Annotated in this window: 16 protein-coding genes; 12 read left to right on the top strand and 4 right to left on the bottom strand. The window is 34.7% G+C overall.

Annotated elements, in window-relative coordinates:
* Positions 1-75: 75 nt before the first annotated feature.
* The 3 genes from AAYQ05_RS08525 to AAYQ05_RS08535 all read right to left on the bottom strand — a co-directional run bounded on the left by AAYQ05_RS08525 (position 76) and on the right by AAYQ05_RS08535 (position 3,057).
* A complete protein-coding gene (locus tag AAYQ05_RS08525) occupies positions 76-291 on the bottom strand; it encodes a hypothetical protein (RefSeq protein WP_343542645.1) in 216 nt (71 codons plus the stop codon).
* A gap of 451 nt (positions 292-742) precedes the next feature.
* A complete protein-coding gene (locus AAYQ05_RS08530; RefSeq protein WP_343542646.1) occupies positions 743-1,747 on the bottom strand; it encodes an LLM class flavin-dependent oxidoreductase in 1,005 nt (334 codons plus the stop codon).
* Between the two features lie 95 nt (positions 1,748-1,842).
* Positions 1,843-3,057, bottom strand: coding sequence for a polysaccharide deacetylase family protein (locus AAYQ05_RS08535; protein ID WP_343542648.1), 1,215 nt, complete (start codon positions 3,055-3,057; stop codon positions 1,843-1,845).
* 167 nt (positions 3,058-3,224) lie between these two features.
* Here AAYQ05_RS08535 and AAYQ05_RS08540 point away from each other — a divergent pair, with 167 nt between their 5' ends.
* The 4 genes from AAYQ05_RS08540 (at position 3,225) to kdpA (ending at position 7,286) form a co-directional block, all read left to right on the top strand.
* A complete protein-coding gene (locus AAYQ05_RS08540) occupies positions 3,225-4,568 on the top strand; it encodes a sigma-54-dependent transcriptional regulator (protein ID WP_343542650.1) in 1,344 nt (447 codons plus the stop codon).
* A gap of 352 nt (positions 4,569-4,920) precedes the next feature.
* Positions 4,921-5,202, top strand: a complete 282-nt coding sequence (locus AAYQ05_RS08545) for a DUF7674 family protein (RefSeq protein WP_343542651.1) — start codon at positions 4,921-4,923, stop codon at positions 5,200-5,202.
* A gap of 182 nt (positions 5,203-5,384) precedes the next feature.
* Positions 5,385-5,462, top strand: a complete 78-nt coding sequence (gene kdpF / locus AAYQ05_RS08550; protein WP_343543137.1) for a K(+)-transporting ATPase subunit F — start codon at positions 5,385-5,387, stop codon at positions 5,460-5,462.
* A 105-nt stretch (positions 5,463-5,567) separates the two neighbouring features.
* Positions 5,568-7,286, top strand: coding sequence for a potassium-transporting ATPase subunit KdpA (gene kdpA / locus AAYQ05_RS08555; RefSeq protein ID WP_343542653.1), 1,719 nt, complete (start codon positions 5,568-5,570; stop codon positions 7,284-7,286).
* A gap of 97 nt (positions 7,287-7,383) precedes the next feature.
* Here the strand turns inward: kdpA and AAYQ05_RS08560 are convergent, their stop codons facing one another.
* Positions 7,384-7,743 (bottom strand): four helix bundle protein, encoded by a 360-nt coding sequence (locus AAYQ05_RS08560; RefSeq protein ID WP_095928794.1) that lies wholly within the window; start codon positions 7,741-7,743, stop codon positions 7,384-7,386.
* 68 nt (positions 7,744-7,811) lie between these two features.
* Between AAYQ05_RS08560 and kdpB the strand changes: the two genes are divergently transcribed.
* The 8 genes from kdpB to AAYQ05_RS08600 all read left to right on the top strand — a co-directional run bounded on the left by kdpB (position 7,812) and on the right by AAYQ05_RS08600 (position 16,486).
* Positions 7,812-9,869, top strand: a complete 2,058-nt coding sequence (gene kdpB / locus AAYQ05_RS08565) for a potassium-transporting ATPase subunit KdpB (RefSeq protein WP_343542655.1) — start codon at positions 7,812-7,814, stop codon at positions 9,867-9,869.
* 136 nt (positions 9,870-10,005) lie between these two features.
* Positions 10,006-10,557 (top strand): K(+)-transporting ATPase subunit C, encoded by a 552-nt coding sequence (locus tag AAYQ05_RS08570; protein WP_343542656.1) that lies wholly within the window; start codon positions 10,006-10,008, stop codon positions 10,555-10,557.
* 377 nt (positions 10,558-10,934) lie between these two features.
* Complete coding sequence (locus AAYQ05_RS08575; protein WP_343542659.1) at positions 10,935-12,014, top strand: porin; 1,080 nt, start codon at positions 10,935-10,937, stop codon at positions 12,012-12,014.
* Positions 12,015-12,096: 82 nt separating this feature from the next.
* Complete coding sequence (locus AAYQ05_RS08580) at positions 12,097-13,221, top strand: sensor protein KdpD (RefSeq protein ID WP_343542662.1); 1,125 nt, start codon at positions 12,097-12,099, stop codon at positions 13,219-13,221.
* Between the two features lie 76 nt (positions 13,222-13,297).
* On the top strand, positions 13,298-15,013 hold the full coding sequence (locus AAYQ05_RS08585) for a sensor histidine kinase (protein WP_343542663.1): 1,716 nt from the start codon (positions 13,298-13,300) through the stop codon (positions 15,011-15,013).
* 59 nt (positions 15,014-15,072) lie between these two features.
* Positions 15,073-15,309 (top strand): hypothetical protein, encoded by a 237-nt coding sequence (locus AAYQ05_RS08590; protein ID WP_111376112.1) that lies wholly within the window; start codon positions 15,073-15,075, stop codon positions 15,307-15,309.
* Positions 15,291-15,590 carry a type II toxin-antitoxin system RelE/ParE family toxin gene (locus AAYQ05_RS08595; RefSeq protein WP_343542669.1) on the top strand — a complete coding sequence of 100 codons (300 nt, stop codon included), beginning with the start codon at positions 15,291-15,293 and terminating at the stop codon, positions 15,588-15,590. The genes AAYQ05_RS08590 and AAYQ05_RS08595 overlap by 19 nt, the downstream gene beginning before the upstream one ends.
* Positions 15,591-15,724: 134 nt before the next feature.
* Entirely contained in the window at positions 15,725-16,486 is a 762-nt protein-coding gene (locus AAYQ05_RS08600; protein WP_343542671.1) for a phosphatase PAP2 family protein, read from the top strand.
* The last annotated feature ends 118 nt before the right edge of the window (positions 16,487-16,604 follow it).

The raw sequence follows: 16,604 nt of genomic DNA on the forward strand, positions 1-16,604 counted from the left end.
AGAAAGCATTTCCGAATCCCGCAAGCTTTTCCGAATCTTTTTTTTCTGAAAATTTCTTTTCTTCAGATCCTTCCTTCATGCCGGTATTTCGATGAACGCCTTCGCTGTTGCGGGTGCAAAAGTAGAACCTTTTTCCGCTTTTCCAAGCTTTTTTACCGGGTTTTTTTGATCTTTTTTCGCCTTTTTTCTTAACGCGCTGATAACAGACGCTTTACAGTCCGAAGTTTTTTGCCTCTCCGTAGCTTTTTTCTGAACTGCGCCGCGGTTTTCATGATTTTGGGACGTTTTCATCTGCAGATTTTATCGGGTTTTTAGGCTTTACCCACTCTTTTCCGGAAAAAAGACAGGGTTCAAGGCTTCCTTAAAATGCATTTTCTGATCCCGCAAAGGCGCAAAGGCGCCAAGTTTTCCCTTTTTGGGCTCTATTCTGCTTAGGATTCATCTCCATCCCGCATCATTTCTTCTGAAAACCGATGCCCCTAGCCCCGATAGGAGCGGAAATCCTTTTGCTTTTTTCTTTAAAAAGCAAAAGATTGAAGCGCATAGCGGGAAATAGCTCCTTATTAAGGCACATTACAATTCAAAAACGCTACAGCTGTGCTTAGCAGAACAATCGAGTTTTTCTCCTTATATATATCTATAAAAAATAAACCCGACAGATTTTAAAAAACTATCGGGTTCGAAATAAGAATTATTCTTATATATAATAGAGAGAAAAAACTATACTATATATAATACTTATTTATTCATTCAAAGCATCTATTACCTCTTTGGTAATTTGAATGCTTTTTAACTTGGCCTGATGATCGAAGATTGGACTTGTCACCATTAGTTCGTCAATTCGGGCATAGTCAATAAACTTTCTCAAATCGGCTACTAGCTGTTCTTTGTTCCCTGTAAAAGTTCCTGCTGTCATTTGATTCACATGAAAACGTTCTGCTTCGTTCATAATATCATCTAATGACGAAACAGGAGGCTGCAAACCTTTGCGATCATTTCTAATTAGGTTTAGGAACATTTGATACAAACTTGTAGATAGTAATTCTGCTTCCTCATTTGTATCTGCTGCGATGATATTTACACACGCCATTGTTTTGGGTTTGTCTAAATACTCCGATGGTTGGAAATTTTCTCTGTAAAATTCAAATGCCTGGATCATTAGTTTTGGCGCAAAGTGTCCTGCAAAAGCATAAGGCAATCCATAAGCCGCCGCTAAAGCAGCACTGTCCATACTTGACCCTAAAATCCAGATTGGCACATTTAATCCTTCGGCTGGAAATGCACGAACTTTTCCTGTAGCATTTTCAGATGAAAAGTATTCTTGAAGCTTGCTTACATTTTGCGGAAATCGCTGTGCTTGTTCGAAAAAGTCTTTTCGAATCGCTTCAGCAGTTGGCTGATCTGTTCCTGGAGCTCTTCCTAAACCTAAATCAATTCGGTTGGGGTAAAGAGTTTCTAGTGTTCCAAATTGTTCTGCTACTACCAAAGGTGAATGATTTGGAAGCATGATTCCGCCAGAACCTACACGAATATTCTGGGTTTGACTTGCTACATATCCAATTAAAACAACCGTCGCTGTACTTGCAACGTGTGCCATATTGTGATGTTCTGCCAGCCAAATTCTTTTGTATCCTAATTTATCGGCTAATTGCGCAATGTCTTTTGTTTTTTGGAATGTTTCTGTTGCATTACTATCTTCAGTGATAATCGCAAGCTCTAATATTGAGACTGAAATTGGGTTTTTCATATAAATTAAGGCTAAAATGCAAAATTAACTCATTTATGCGAATGCCTTTTGTTTTCTAATGTTAATAGAATTATAATATTTGTAGCTACAAATGTTTATTGTTTCAATTTCAGATGAATTAGTTTATGGTTTGTTTTACCATCATCTTTAATAATTAAATCTTTGCCAGATTCTATTTCAAATTTTGAAGAAGCATCAATCAGTAGTGAAATTTCACGATATCTAAATACTTCAGGAATTTCAGGAATTACAATTTTCACTTCTACATCTTTTCCTTTTTGCTTGTAATCTATTTTTATTCGGTCTCTTAACCAAATATATTCGTAAACTTCTTGCCATGACGCCATCCAAATAGAATCGTTTCCTTTTTCTCCGTATTTGTTGGCAAGCGTTGTCATATAATATTTGAAATCTGGAAAACGCATGCTTAAATTCCACAAGTTTGTATTTCCCGTTCCGTGCGTGAATTCGTTAAACCAAATTGGATTTGGCTGTTTTACAATCGAATCTAAAGTTTTTAGATAACGATCCATGGTTTTAAAAGTGATTGTATCATTTGAACTCTGAACAAAAGTTCGAGCAGAAATCATTTTATCTAAATCTATTTTTGAATCCACTTTAAAAACGGGTCCTACACCGTAATAAGAAGCAACAGATAAATTTCCATTGGCCAAAGCCTCTTTTTCATATTCCAAATAATATTTCTCATCACCTTCTCCACCTGGAACTACAAAATGCGACATTGCAAAATCAAGATTCTGTTTTATTGAGGTTGTATTTTCGGTTACCTCAGCCAAATAATTTGTTCCGTGTTTTGTTGCATGATGAAAACCATGGTTTAAAATATCCCAACCGGCGTTATACATTTCTTTGATTTCAGGCCAGGAAAGATGCCCACGATTTTCTGGCAAATCTCGAATTGCGCCACCATTAATAGCCAATGCCAATTTAAACGGAATTTTATTTCCAAATCCGTCCGAATAATAAAGACCACTTGAAGTTGTTCCGTCTCCGCCTTGATCAATTTTCCATTCGTTTTTATCTGGATTACTGATTTTTCCGCCATTCAATAACGGAAATGCAGTTAAGTATGCTGACCGATATCCATCATCGAGCGTAAAACTATAAGCGAAATGTTTGTTGTATTTTAAAGGAGTAACTTTAATTTTGACTTTTTCTTCCGATTTTAATTTTATTTTGAATGAAATCGTTTTTGATTTTGAAGAATCTTTTTGAATAATTCCGTTTGAAAAACCATTAAAGCTTCCAAAGATCACGGCAGCGATAATAAGTAGAATTCGTTTTGACATAAATTTTAGTGGTTCTTTTACGATCTAAAAGTACATTTCTTTTTGAAAAAATATTTTAAAACTGATCCTGTCCTTAAAAATAATTTGTTCTGAATCAAAAAAGAGAACAGATTTTAAGCCTAAATTTGTACATCAAAACACCAATTCGGTTTTAGCTTATCTGCAAAATGACACACAAAATTTTAATTATAGACGACGAAGAAAAACTGAGAAGTCTGCTAGCGAGAATTATAAAATCAGAAGGATTTGAAGTTTTTGAAACCAAAGATTTAAAATCGGGTTTTAAGAAATTGGAACAAACCGAAATTGACGTCGTTTTGTGTGATGTAAAACTGCCGGATGGAAATGGTGTTGATTTTCTTCAGAATATAAAAGGAAGTTTTCCTTTGACAGAAGTTATTCTGCTGACTGCTTTTGGAAATATTCCAGACGGCGTTCAAGCAATGAAAAATGGTGCTTTCGATTATATTGTAAAAGGCGACGATAACGATAAAATTATTCCGCTTCTTTATAAAGCCGTAGAAAAAGTACAATTGCAGAAAAAAGTTCAACAGCTTGAAAAACGAATCAATGATAAATATTCTTTCAATACCATTATTGGAAAATCAAAAGGAATTGAACAAGTTATTGATTTGGCTCAAAAAGTAGCCAAAACCGATTCGACTGTTTTACTTATGGGAGAAACTGGAACGGGAAAAGAAGTTTTTGCACAAGCAATTCATGAAAACAGTAATCGTGCAGGGAAATCTTTTGTGGCATTAAACTGCAGTACTTTCACAAAAGAAATTTTAGAAAGCGAACTTTTTGGTCATAAACAAGGCGCTTTTACGGGAGCTGTAAAAGATAAAAAAGGTTTTATTGAAGAAGCAAACGGCGGAACTTTATTTCTGGATGAAATTGGTGAAATGCCAATTGATCTTCAAGCCAAATTATTGCGGGTTTTAGAAACAAGCGAATATATTCCAGTTGGAGATACGACTCCTAAAAAATCAAATTTCAGATTAATTGCAGCTACAAACCGAGATTTAAAAACAGAAAGCGACGAACATCGTTTCCGTTCTGATTTGTATTTCCGTTTGAATATCTTCGAAATTAAACTGCCTTCTTTAAGAGAAAGAATTAAAGATATTCCGCTATTGGCCAATTATTACGTGAAGCAATTTTCTGAAAAAACGAATAAAAAGGCATTACAGATTGCAGATGACTTTTTACAAAAACTGGAAAACTATTCTTGGCCAGGAAATATTCGTGAACTTAAAAATGTAATCGAAAGATCGGTTATTTTGAGCAATGGAGATATTTTGACTTCGGATGTTCTGCCGTATGAAATGCAACATCAGACTGAAAATAATTCAAAACCCATGTCGGCTTTCTCGATGCAGAGTGTTGAGAAATTGCATATTCAGAAAGTTTTAAATTATACAAAAGGAAATAAAGCTGAAACGGCACGATTATTAGAAATTGGGATTGCTACCTTATATAGAAAGCTAGAGGAATATGGGATTCAATAACAATTACAAAAAATCAATTTTCAAAGCTTCAGAGAAGCGACATATTTATAACATAATTTAACCGCATTTATTAAAAGCTCCAGCGGAGTGGCACCCACACAATCTAAAAAAATATGTCACCCCGCTGGGGTTCTGATAAACATGGTTTCATTATTTTCTATAAACATGTCGCTTCTCCGAAGCTTAAATAACATATCAAAACGAGAAAAGCTTATCAAAATGATAGGCTTTTTTTATGCCTAATTTTTGGCACAAAGCTACATTCCTTTTATTCACAACACTTTACACATAACCTGATTATTTCGGAACATATTTTGGCATAAGGAGAGAGAACATTAAAAATTCATTCCAAATGAAAAATCAAGTAACCTCAATCTACAAACAAGCCGAACGGTTTGCTGAGATAACCAAAAAATCTATTATTTCTGGAAATATCGTCAGAGCGAAAAAATGTCTAGCTCTTGCCGAACGTTTGTTTATAACTGGAAGCATCGAAACTAAAAATGCAATTTCTAACGTATACGTTTTTTCGGTTTCGTCTTTTATGGAAATGCGTAACTGCAATATTTCACATCTTTTCCCTCAAACTCTTAAAGCGGAATATATTAAGCAGGTTAATGCTTCGGGAGTTTAATGTGAAATGTTGTTTGTGAGATGTGAGATGTACTGATCACTTTTCACAAATTACAATTTACAAATCTAAAATCTAAAATCTAAAATAATTATCCTATGATCACTTTTCTTTTACTCGCATTAGCTGTTGTGCTGTTTGCCATTTGTTTTCTGTCAATTGAATTCTTTGAAAAAATCTAAATCATGACTACACTATTTATCATTTCAATCGCCGTTTTCGTGTATTTGATTTATGTACTAATCAAACCCGAAAAATTTTAAATCATGTAAAAAGTGAAATGCTTTAAGTGAAATGTAAACGCAAATTTTATTCATCAACTCATTTTACAAATCACCTCTCATTTTTCACTAAAAAATATAAAAATTATGAACACAGAATTATTAGGCGTCATTGGTATTTTTATCGTAACTATTGTTTTAGCGATTCCTTTAGGAAAATATATTGCTAAAGTTTATTTAGGAGATAAAACTCTTTTTGACCCGATTTTCAATCCAATTGAAAAATTTATTTTTAAAATCAGCGGTATTAATTCGGCTGAAGAAATGAACTGGAAGCAACACTTAAAAGCACTTTTGAGTATCAATATGGTTTGGTTCTTTCTTTGCTTTTTTGTCTTATTGTTTCAGGGTTCTTTACCTCTTAATCCAGATAACAACCCTTCAATGACGCCAGATCTGGCATTTAACACTGCTATTTCATTTTTAGTCAATTGTAACTTACAACATTATTCAGGCGAAAGTGGGGTTTCTTACCTTTCGCAAATCGTCTTGATGTTCCTTCAATTTGTTTCTGCCGGTATCGGAATGGCTGCGGCCGCCATGATTTTTACAGCAATGAAAGAAAGAACAACAGAAAAACTGGGTAATTTTTATAATTATTTCATCAAAAGCTGTACTCGTATTTTATTGCCGCTTTCAGTAATTGTGGCTATCGCACTAGTATTTAGCGGAACTCCGATGACTTTTGAAGGTAAAGATGCCATTACAACACTACAAGGTGATCACGTAGAAGTTTCTCGCGGACCAGCAGCAGCGTTTATTGCGATTAAACATATTGGTACAAATGGTGGTGGTTTTTTTGGAGCCAACTCCTCACATCCATTAGAAAACCCAACTTATTTTACTAACGGAGTTGAACTTTGGGCCCAAATGATTATTCCGTTTGCGATGATTTTTGCTCTTGGATTTTACCTCAACAAAAGAAAATTATCCAATATTATTTTTGGTGTAATGACAGTTGGATTTTTACTCTTGGTTGTTCCAACCGTTATGAGTGAAATCAACGGAAATCCTGCCATCGAAAAAATGGGTATCGCACAAGCAACCGGAGCGATGGAAGGAAAAGAAGTTCGGTTTGGCCCAGCAATTTCAGGATTCTGGAGTATTGCTACAACGGTAATTTCTACAGGTTCTGTAAATAGTATGCACGATAGTTCTATGCCTATTTCTGGTGCTATGCAATTATTATCGATGATGGTAAATGCCTTTTATGGCGGATGCGGTGTTGGTATTTTGAACTACTACATTTTCATTATTCTGGCTGTATTTATCTCGGGATTAATGGTTGGTCGAACTCCCGAATTTTTAGGCAAGAAAATCGAAGCGCGGGAAGTTAAAATTGCGGCTTTTATCGCCATTCTTCATCCTTTATTGATTTTAGCAGGAACTGCTTTAGCGTCATATTTTGCTGCGCATGATACTGCAATGGGTTATTGGTTTAACGGAAATGCAACTGGCTGGTTAAATAATCCTGGTAATCACGGATTTTCTGAAATGTTATACGAATATACTTCGAGCGCCGCTAACAATGGTTCTGGTTTTGAAGGTTTGGGAGATAATAATCCGTTTTGGAATATTACAACTGGAATTGTATTGTTGCTAAGTCGTTTTATTCCAATCATTGGTCCATTGGCAATTGCAGGTTTATTGGCAGGTAAAAAATACATTCCAGAGAGTGCAGGAACTTTAAAAACGGATACCTCAATTTTCGGAATCATGACTTTTGCCGTAATCGCAATTATTGCTGCTTTATCATTCTTCCCAGCGCTGGCACTTGGGCCTTTAGCAGAGTATTTTGGTATGTAAAATGTGATTTGTGAAAAGTGAGATGTAAAAAAAGAAATCAAATTAACTCTCATAATAACAGCTTACATCTCACTTTTAACATCTCACAAAAAACAAATCATAAACGTGCTTCAAGATTCTTGATTAATCCATAAATAAGTTTCCCTATGATATCTAATTTTTCAATCAATTGTTCACATTCTTTTTCATTGAAAAAATCTAACTCCTTGCTCAATAAAATTAAAGTATCGAGTTCTGATAAAGAACCTAGAGAAATATGCAAAAAATGGATAAACTCTTTTGTTCCTTTTCTTGCTGCTCCTTCGGCAATATTAACAGGTACAGAAACAGAAGCTCTGCGGATTTGTGAAGTAATTCCAAACTTTTCCTCCGAAGGGAATTGTCTTGTAGCTAAATAAATTTCTTTAACGAATTCAAAACTTTTAATCCAAGAATTCAATTTTTTGTGTGGTTTCATATTTAAAATAATTATTTACAAAAGTAGGAAATTTCACATTTTACATTTAACATTTTACACAAAGAAAAATGACAACTAATAAATCCACATCATTGTTTGAAAGTAAACAGGTAAAAGAAGCCTTAGTGCAGTCTTTTGTCAAACTGAATCCCAAAATGATGATCAAAAATCCGGTAATGTTTACCGTAGAAATTGGAACCGCAATTATGTTTGCTGTCTGCGTTTCGATCTTAATGGGCGCAAATGACCAAGGAAGTTTTACTTATAACTTAATTGTATTTTTAATTTTACTGGCTACACTTTTATTTGCCAATTTTGCCGAAGCTATTGCCGAAGCGAGAGGAAAAGCACAAGCCGACAGTTTAAGAAAAACAAGAGAAGAAACTCCTGCAAGACAAATTATGCCTAACGGAGAAATTAAAAACATAAGTTCTTCAGCATTAAAAAAAGATGATATTTTCGTTTGTGAAGCTGGCGATTTAATTGCTGCCGATGGTGAAATTATCGAAGGTCTGGCTACAATCGACGAAAGTGCCATTACCGGAGAAAGTGCTCCTGTAATTCGGGAAGCTGGCGGAGATAAATCATCTGTAACTGGAGGGACAAAAGTATTATCTGATAAAATTAAAGTAAAAGTAACTTCTGAACCTGGCGAAAGTTTTTTAGATAAAATGATTGCTTTGGTTGAAGGTGCGAGCCGTCAGAAAACACCAAACGAAATCGCCTTAACCATTTTATTAGCCGCATTTACTTTAATTTTCGTGATTGTGTGCGTTACGCTAAAACCGTTTGCCGACTATGCCAACGCACCCATCACGATTGCGGCTTTCATTGCTTTGTTCGTTTGTTTGATTCCAACTACAATTGGAGGATTGCTTTCTGCGATTGGGATTGCGGGAATGGACAGAGCTTTACGAGCTAATGTGATTACAAAATCGGGTAAAGCGGTTGAAACAGCTGGGGATATTGATGTTTTGCTTTTGGATAAAACTGGAACTATTACAATTGGAAACAGAAAAGCAACCAATTTTTATCCAACAAAAGGAATCTCTTTTGATGATTTCGTTAAATCGGCTGTGTTGAGTTCGCTTGCAGATGATACTCCGGAAGGGAAAAGTATTCTCGAACTTGGTAAAACGTTAGATGTAAATAGTAAAATGCAGTCAGACATTTCACTTCTTACAGAAAACATCTCACACAGTATAAAATTTACTGCAGAAACCAGAACTTCTGGTGTCGTATTAAAAGACGGAACAAACATTAGAAAAGGTGCTCAGGATGCTGCGAAGAATATTGCACAGCAAGCCGGAAATTCTTTCCCTGAAGATACTGCGCAACAAGTAATCACTATTTCATCGAACGGAGGAACTCCATTAGTAGTAATTAAAAACAATGAAGTTCAAGGTGTTATTGAACTTCAGGATATTATCAAAACCGGAATGAAAGAGCGTTTTGAGCGTTTACGCAGAATGGGTATTAAAACGGTAATGGTTACGGGTGATAATCCGCTTACGGCCAAATTTATTGCCGAAGCTGCTGGTGTTGATGATTTTATTGCCGAGGCTAAACCTGAAGATAAAATGAACTACATCAGAAAAGAACAAGCTGAAGGAAGATTGGTTGCCATGATGGGTGACGGAACAAATGATGCTCCTGCCCTTGCCCAAGCGAATGTTGGTGTTGCGATGAACAGCGGAACTCAAGCGGCAAAAGAAGCCGGAAACATGGTCGATCTTGACAATGATCCAACGAAACTAATTGAGATTGTTGAAATTGGAAAACAGCTTTTAATGACTCGAGGAACTTTAACTACTTTTTCTATTGCAAATGACGTTGCGAAATATTTTGCTATTGTTCCGGCACTTTTTATTACTGCGATTCCTGCGCTTCAAGGTTTGAATATCATGCATTTGCATAGTCCAGAAAGCGCGATTTTATCGGCTGTAATTTTCAACGCGATTATCATTCCGATATTGATTCCGCTTGCACTGAAAGGCGTTGATTATCGTCCAATTGGAGCAAGTGCAATCTTAAAAAGAAACCTTTTGATTTATGGTCTTGGTGGATTGATTGTTCCTTTTATCGGAATCAAACTGATTGACGTGATTGTTGCACTCTTCATGTAAAAAATTAAACCCGACAGGTTTTTAAAACCTGTCGGGTTTACAGAACTCAAATAAAAACATTGGTTCTGAATTGCTAAATTCTAAGAAAAAAAAACTTAGAACCTTAGCAACTTAGTCCCTTAGAATCTTCAAAAAAATGAAAAATCTATTTTCTATAATAAAACTTACTGTGGCTACTTTAATCTTGTTCGCAGTTATTTATCCTTTAGCGATTTACGGAATCGCACAAATGGCTCCAAATCAAGGAAAAGGAGAAACTATTTCGGTTAACGGAAAAGTCGTTGGATATCAAAAAATTGGTCAGAAATTCGATAAGTCGAATTATTTCTGGGGAAGACCTTCGGCTGTTGATTATAACGCGTCGGGAAGTGCGGGAAGCAACAAAGGTCCAAGCAATCCTGATTATTTGGCTCTGGTTCAAAAAAGAATTGATACACTTTTATTGGTTCATCCGTACTTGAAAAAATCTGATATTTCGTCGGATATGGTTACGGCTTCTGGAAGTGGTTTAGATCCGAATATTTCTCCGCAAGGGGCTTTGATTCAGGTGAAACGAATTGCTAAAGAAAGAAATTTAGCTGAAGCTAAAGTAAAAGCTTTGGTGGAATCTAAAATTAATACGGCTGTCGTTGGTCCGGAAACAGTTAATGTTTTGGAATTGAATGTGGCTTTGGATGCGCTTCGCTAGAAAAGGTTCTGAGGTTCTGAGTCGCTAAGGTTCTAAGGTTTTCTATGCGCATTCTTGTCATTTTGACGAAGGAGAAATCTTCGCAAGAAGCTCCGTAAAGAATGTCAATCTGTGTCGATCTAGCAACGAAGATTTCTCCTTACGTCGAAATGACAAAACGAGACGTTGAATCAAAACTTAAAAAATTAAATACCTACAAGGTTTTGGAAACCTTGCAGGAAACGAAAACGCCTTTTTACCCCAAATGCCCTAGCCCCGATAGTAGTGGAAATCCTTTTTCTGGTCTCGTTTAAAAAAACGAGACCAGGAAAAGATTGAAACGGATAGCGGGATTAGCTCCTAAAAAATCTACTAATAAATAATTGAATACCACAAAAATGAAAAAAATAATACTTACTGCTTTAATCGCTTTTGGTTTTAGCAATTTACAAGCACAAGAAGAATCTAAAAGTCCATTGACATTTTCGGGATATGTTGACGCTTATTACAGTTATGATTTCGGAAAACCAGAAAATCATACTCGGCCAAACTTTTTTTACAGTTATAATAAAAGCAACGAGGTAAACCTGAATTTAGGCATGGCGAAAGTGAATTATTCGAAAGAAAATATTCGAGGAAATTTTGCATTGATGGCGGGAACTTATGCCGAGTATAATATGTCTGCCGAACAAGGTTTATTGAAAAATGTTTACGAAGCGAATGTTGGTGTAAAGATTTCGAAAAACCATAATTTATGGATTGATGCGGGAATTATGCCTTCGCATATTGGTTTTGAGAGTGCGATTGGAAAAGACTGTCAGACTTTAACTCGAAGTATTCTGGCTGAGAATTCTCCTTATTACGAAACGGGAGTTAAAATTGGTTACACTTCTGAATATGGAGAATGGTATTTAGCCGGAATGTACTTAAACGGCTGGCAGAGAATTGAAAAAGTAGAAGGGAATCAAACGCCTGCTTTTGGAACTCAGGTTACGTACAAACCGTCTGATCGGGTTGCTTTGAACTGGAGTACTTATGTTGGAAATGAACAGCCGGATATTGATAAAAAATGGCGTTATTTCAACAACTTTTACGGACAATTTAAAGTAACGGAAAAGACAAATATTACAGCTGGTTTTGATATTGGATCTCAGCAATCGGCTAAATATAGTAACAAATACGATACTTGGTTTTCGCCCGTTTTGATTCTGCAATACAAACCAGTTGATAAGATTCAGCTTGCCGTGCGAGGTGAATATTATAGTGACGAAAAAGGTGTGATCGTAGCAACGGAAACGCCAAATGGTTTTAAAACTTACGGATTTTCAGCTAACTTTGATTACTTAGTTACTGATAATGTTATGTTTAGAATTGAAGCAAGAAATCTTTCAAGTAAAGACGAAATCTTCGCCAATAAAGACAATCTCCCAACGGATACGAATACGTTTGTAACGACTTCGCTGGCGATTTCATTTTAGCTTTAGGCTATAGGCTTTAAGCAGTAAGCTTTTTAAAGTTATACTGCCTAAAGCCTAAAGCTTATCGCTTAAAGCAAAAAATATGGAAAACGAAAATAATAACGCACAACACTTTCTCGATTTAATTCAGAAATCACGAAAAGGGAAGTTTAAAATCTACATTGGTATGAGCGCCGGTGTGGGCAAAACTTTTCGTATGCTTCAGGAAGCGCATTCGTTATTGAAAAACGGAATCGATGTGAAAATTGGCTACATCGAAACGCACATGCGAAAGGAAACGCATGAATTATTAGCAGGTTTGCCGATTATTCCAAGACGGACTATTTTTTATAAAGGAAAAGAATTGGAAGAACTCGATGTTCAGGCAATTATCAACCTTCGGCCGGAAGTGGTTATTGTAGATGAACTGGCACACACGAATGTTGAAGGAAGCAAAAATGAAAAACGCTGGCAGGATGTTCTAGAAATTCTGGAAGCTGGAATTAATGTGATTTCGGCTGTGAATATTCAACATATTGAGAGTTTAAATGAAGACGTAAAACGTATTACAAACATTGATGTTCAAGAACGTATTCCGGATAATGTTTTGCGATTGGCAGATGAAGTCGTCAATATTGATTTAACTTCAGAAGATTTGATTGCACGTCTGAAAGAAGGAAAAATTTATACTCCGGATAAAATTCAGACGGCTTTGACGAACTTTTTTAAATCGGAACAGATTTTACAGCTTCGAGAATTGGCTTTGAAAGAAGTAGCAAGTCAGGTGGTTCGAAAAGTTGAAAATGAAGTTCCTAATCTTCATGCTTTAAGACATGAAAAATTATTGGCTTGCATTAGCAGTAATGAAAAAACAGCCAAAATTATAATTAGAAAAGCAGCAAGATTAGCAAGCTATTATAATGGTTCTTGGTATGTTTTATATGTTGAAACTCCCAAAGAAAGTAGTAATAAAATTGCACTAGACAAACAAAGACATTTAATTAATAACTTTAAACTCGCCGTGCAATTAGGCGCGGAGGTTATTAAATTGGAAGATTCAAATATTACAGATGCTATTTTGAAAACAGTAGAAGAAAAACAAATTACAACTGTGTGCATCGGAAAACCACATTTTAATTTGTTTAAAGTAATTTTGTCTACAACAATTTTTAGGCGTTTGCTAAACAAACTGTCTTTATCTAATGTTGATCTTGTGATATTATCGTAAAATGTTTTATGTGAGATGTAAGATGTTGTTTTTCATTTCACCTTTTACAAACAACATTTCACACAAAAAATAAAATATGAGAATTAAAACCAAATTGAATCTGGGTGTTGGATTATTATTTTTAATGATCATCATTCTTTCGTTAGTGAGTGCTTATTCTGTTTTTCTGATTAAGCAGGACACCGAGAATATTCTGAAATCCAATTACAATACTTTGGAATATTCTAGAAATATGATTTTTGCTTTGGATGGAATGAAATCGGGTTCAACAGAAACGATTCAGAGTTTTGAGGAAAATCTCGAAAAACAGACTCAAAATATTACTGAACCAGGCGAAAAACAAGCTACTGAAAAACTTAAAACGAGTTTTGCTCTTCTGTCCAAAAACAATTCTAACGAAACTATAAAAATACAGATTCGTCAGGATATTTTTGCGATTATGAAACTAAATCTGGATGCCATAAAACAGAAAAGCGATATTGCCAAACATTCGGCTGAAACAGCCAATTTGTCGATTGCCATTGTAGGAACTTTATGCTTTCTGATTGCTTTTAATTTATTGGTCAATCTGCCTAATAATATTGCCAACCCGATTAGAGAATTAACGCTGAGTATTAAAGAAATTGCGAATAAAAATTATTCTGAAAGAGTTCATTTTACGAGCCATAGCGAATTTGGTGATCTTGCAAAATCATTCAATACGATGGCGCAAAAACTTGAAGAATATCATGATAGCAATGTTTATAAACTTCTTTTTGAGAAAAAAAGACTGGAAACCCTAATCAATAATATGAATGATCCCATTATTGGTTTGGATAACGAAGGAATTGTTTTGTTTGTGAATGATGAAGCGCTGAAAATTATTGGTCTAAAATCCGAAGATATTATTGGAAAACCCGCTGCTGAATTGGCGGTTTCTAATGATTTAATTCGTTCTTTAATTCTAAAAGAAAGTGAAACTCCGAAAAAACAGCCTCTCAAAATTTTCGCTCACGGAAAAGAGAGTTATTTCGAAAAAGAGATTCACAACATAACCATAACGCCAACTGGCGAAGAAAAAGAAATTAATATTGGTGACGTAATTATTTTACGAAATATTACGCTTTTTAAAGAATTGGATTTTGCTAAAACGAATTTCATTGCCACCGTTTCACACGAATTAAAAACGCCGATTGCTTCTATAAAATTAAGTCTCCAATTGCTTGAAAATGGAAAAACGGGCGATATGAATGACGATCAGAAACAACTGGTTGAAAGCATAAAAGATGACAGTCAGCGCTTATTGAAAATTACAGGCGAATTACTGAATTTATCGCAATTGGAAACTGGAAATATTCAGTTGAATATTGGAAAAAGCAATCCTCACGAAATTGTGAAATATGCTGTTGAAGCAGTAAAGGTTCAGGCAGATCAAAAAAAGATTCAGTTAGTTGTTGATGCCGATGAAAACCTCAAAAATGTAAAAGCCGATGCCGAAAAAACAGGCTGGGTTTTAATTAATTATTTATCTAATGCCATCAGATATTCGTCTGAAAAAAGTACGGTTCTCATTAAATTAAAAGAAGAAAATAGTCAAATGGTTTTTCAAGTTATCGACACCGGAAAAGGAATTGACACAAGATATAAAGACAAGGTTTTCGATAAATATTTTCAAGTTCCAGGAAGTCAGAAATCTGGAACAGGATTAGGTTTAGCAATCAGCAAAGAATTTATTGAAGCACAAAATGGAAGTGTTGGTGTTGAGAGTAATTTGGGATTGGGAAGTACGTTTTGGTTTTCGTTGAAAGTATAAATTATTTAACAGTATTTTGAAAATAAATCTTTAATTTTGAGTATTAAAAAGAATTTGATATGGACATGACAGCGCAAATAAAAGAAAATTTGATCTCCAGAATTAGAGATTCTAAAGACATGAATTTTTTGAAAGCACTTCAAACTATTTTTGATTCTTCAGAACAGTCATTATATGAATTAAATGCTGAACAACAATCTTCTATCGAAACAAGCCGAAATCAGATAAAAAATGGCGAATTTCATAAAAATGAAGATGTAATTTCAGAGATGAGAGAATGGCTAAAAAAGAAATAATCTGGTCTGATCTTGCTAAACTTGAATTTTCAAATGTTCTTGAGTTTTATGTTTTCAGGAATGGAAATTCTGATTACAGCTTAAAAATTCTTGAAGAAGTTGAAGATTTATTAGAAACTCTTTCTAATAATGAGTTTATTGGAAGACTTACTTCTAATAAAATCACTCGTGTTATTCCAATGAAAATTTATTTGATTTTTTATGAAATTAATAACAATCAAATAGAAATATTATCTTTTTGGGACAATCGTCAAAATCCTGAAAAAAGGAAAATAAAATAAGGCTCTTATTTAGCCAATCTTAATCCAATTACCTTATTTAAACCCAACAAATTAAAGTTCGCTTAAGGTTCAATTAAGCACAAAATACTAGGTTCAAAACATTCGTTAATTTGTAAAATATAACAGCCACAAAAATGTTCTACAAAGCGATTTTCCTTCTATTTTTTTTCGGATTCTTTTCTGCCATTGCGCAGCAAAATGATTCTATTGCAAAAATTGACAGTACGTCAAATCATTTGAAATTCAATTACAAACAGCTAATTATTCCATCGGTTTTAATTGGTTATGGCATAATTGGAATTGGAAATGATCAGCTCCTAAGTTTTAATCATCAAATCCAAAATGAGGTTACTGAGGATATTGACAACAAAATTACTATTGATGACTTCTCTCAATATGCACCTGCTGCCTCTGTTTATGCTTTGAATGCTTTTGGAGTAGAAGGAAAAAATAACATGCGTGATCGTTCGGTCATATTTGCAACTTCGTATATCATTATGGCAACAACGGTTTTAAGCTTAAAATCGATTGTGCATGAAGAAAGACCAGATGGAAGTTCTAATAATTCTTTTCCTTCTGGGCATACTGCAACTGCTTTTGCCGGAGCCGAATTTTTATATCAAGAATACAAAGACAAATCGATTTGGTACGGAATTGCAGGTTACGCCGTTGCAACTGGAACAGGACTTTTTAGAATCTACAACAATCGCCATTGGCTAACCGATGTCGCTGCCGGAGCGGGAATCGGAATTTTGAGTACCAAAATTGCTTATTGGATTAATCCGTATATCACAAAAAAACTATTCAAATCATCAGCCGAAAATAAATCGACTTCTATGATAATGCCTTTCTATAATGGACAGCAATATGGTTTGGGATTTGCTAAAGTTTTTTAGATTTTTTTTGCCACAAAGACACTAAGTAGCAAAGTTTTTTAAAGCTACGGATTGCACAGTTTAAAAGGATTTTTGAATGGCTTTATGTAAATTTATTAGCCACGAATTTTAATTTAAA

Origin of the sequence: Flavobacterium movens (assembly GCF_039581425.1) — a bacterium.
GTDB classification, from domain to species: Bacteria; Bacteroidota; Bacteroidia; order Flavobacteriales; family Flavobacteriaceae; genus Flavobacterium; species Flavobacterium luteolum.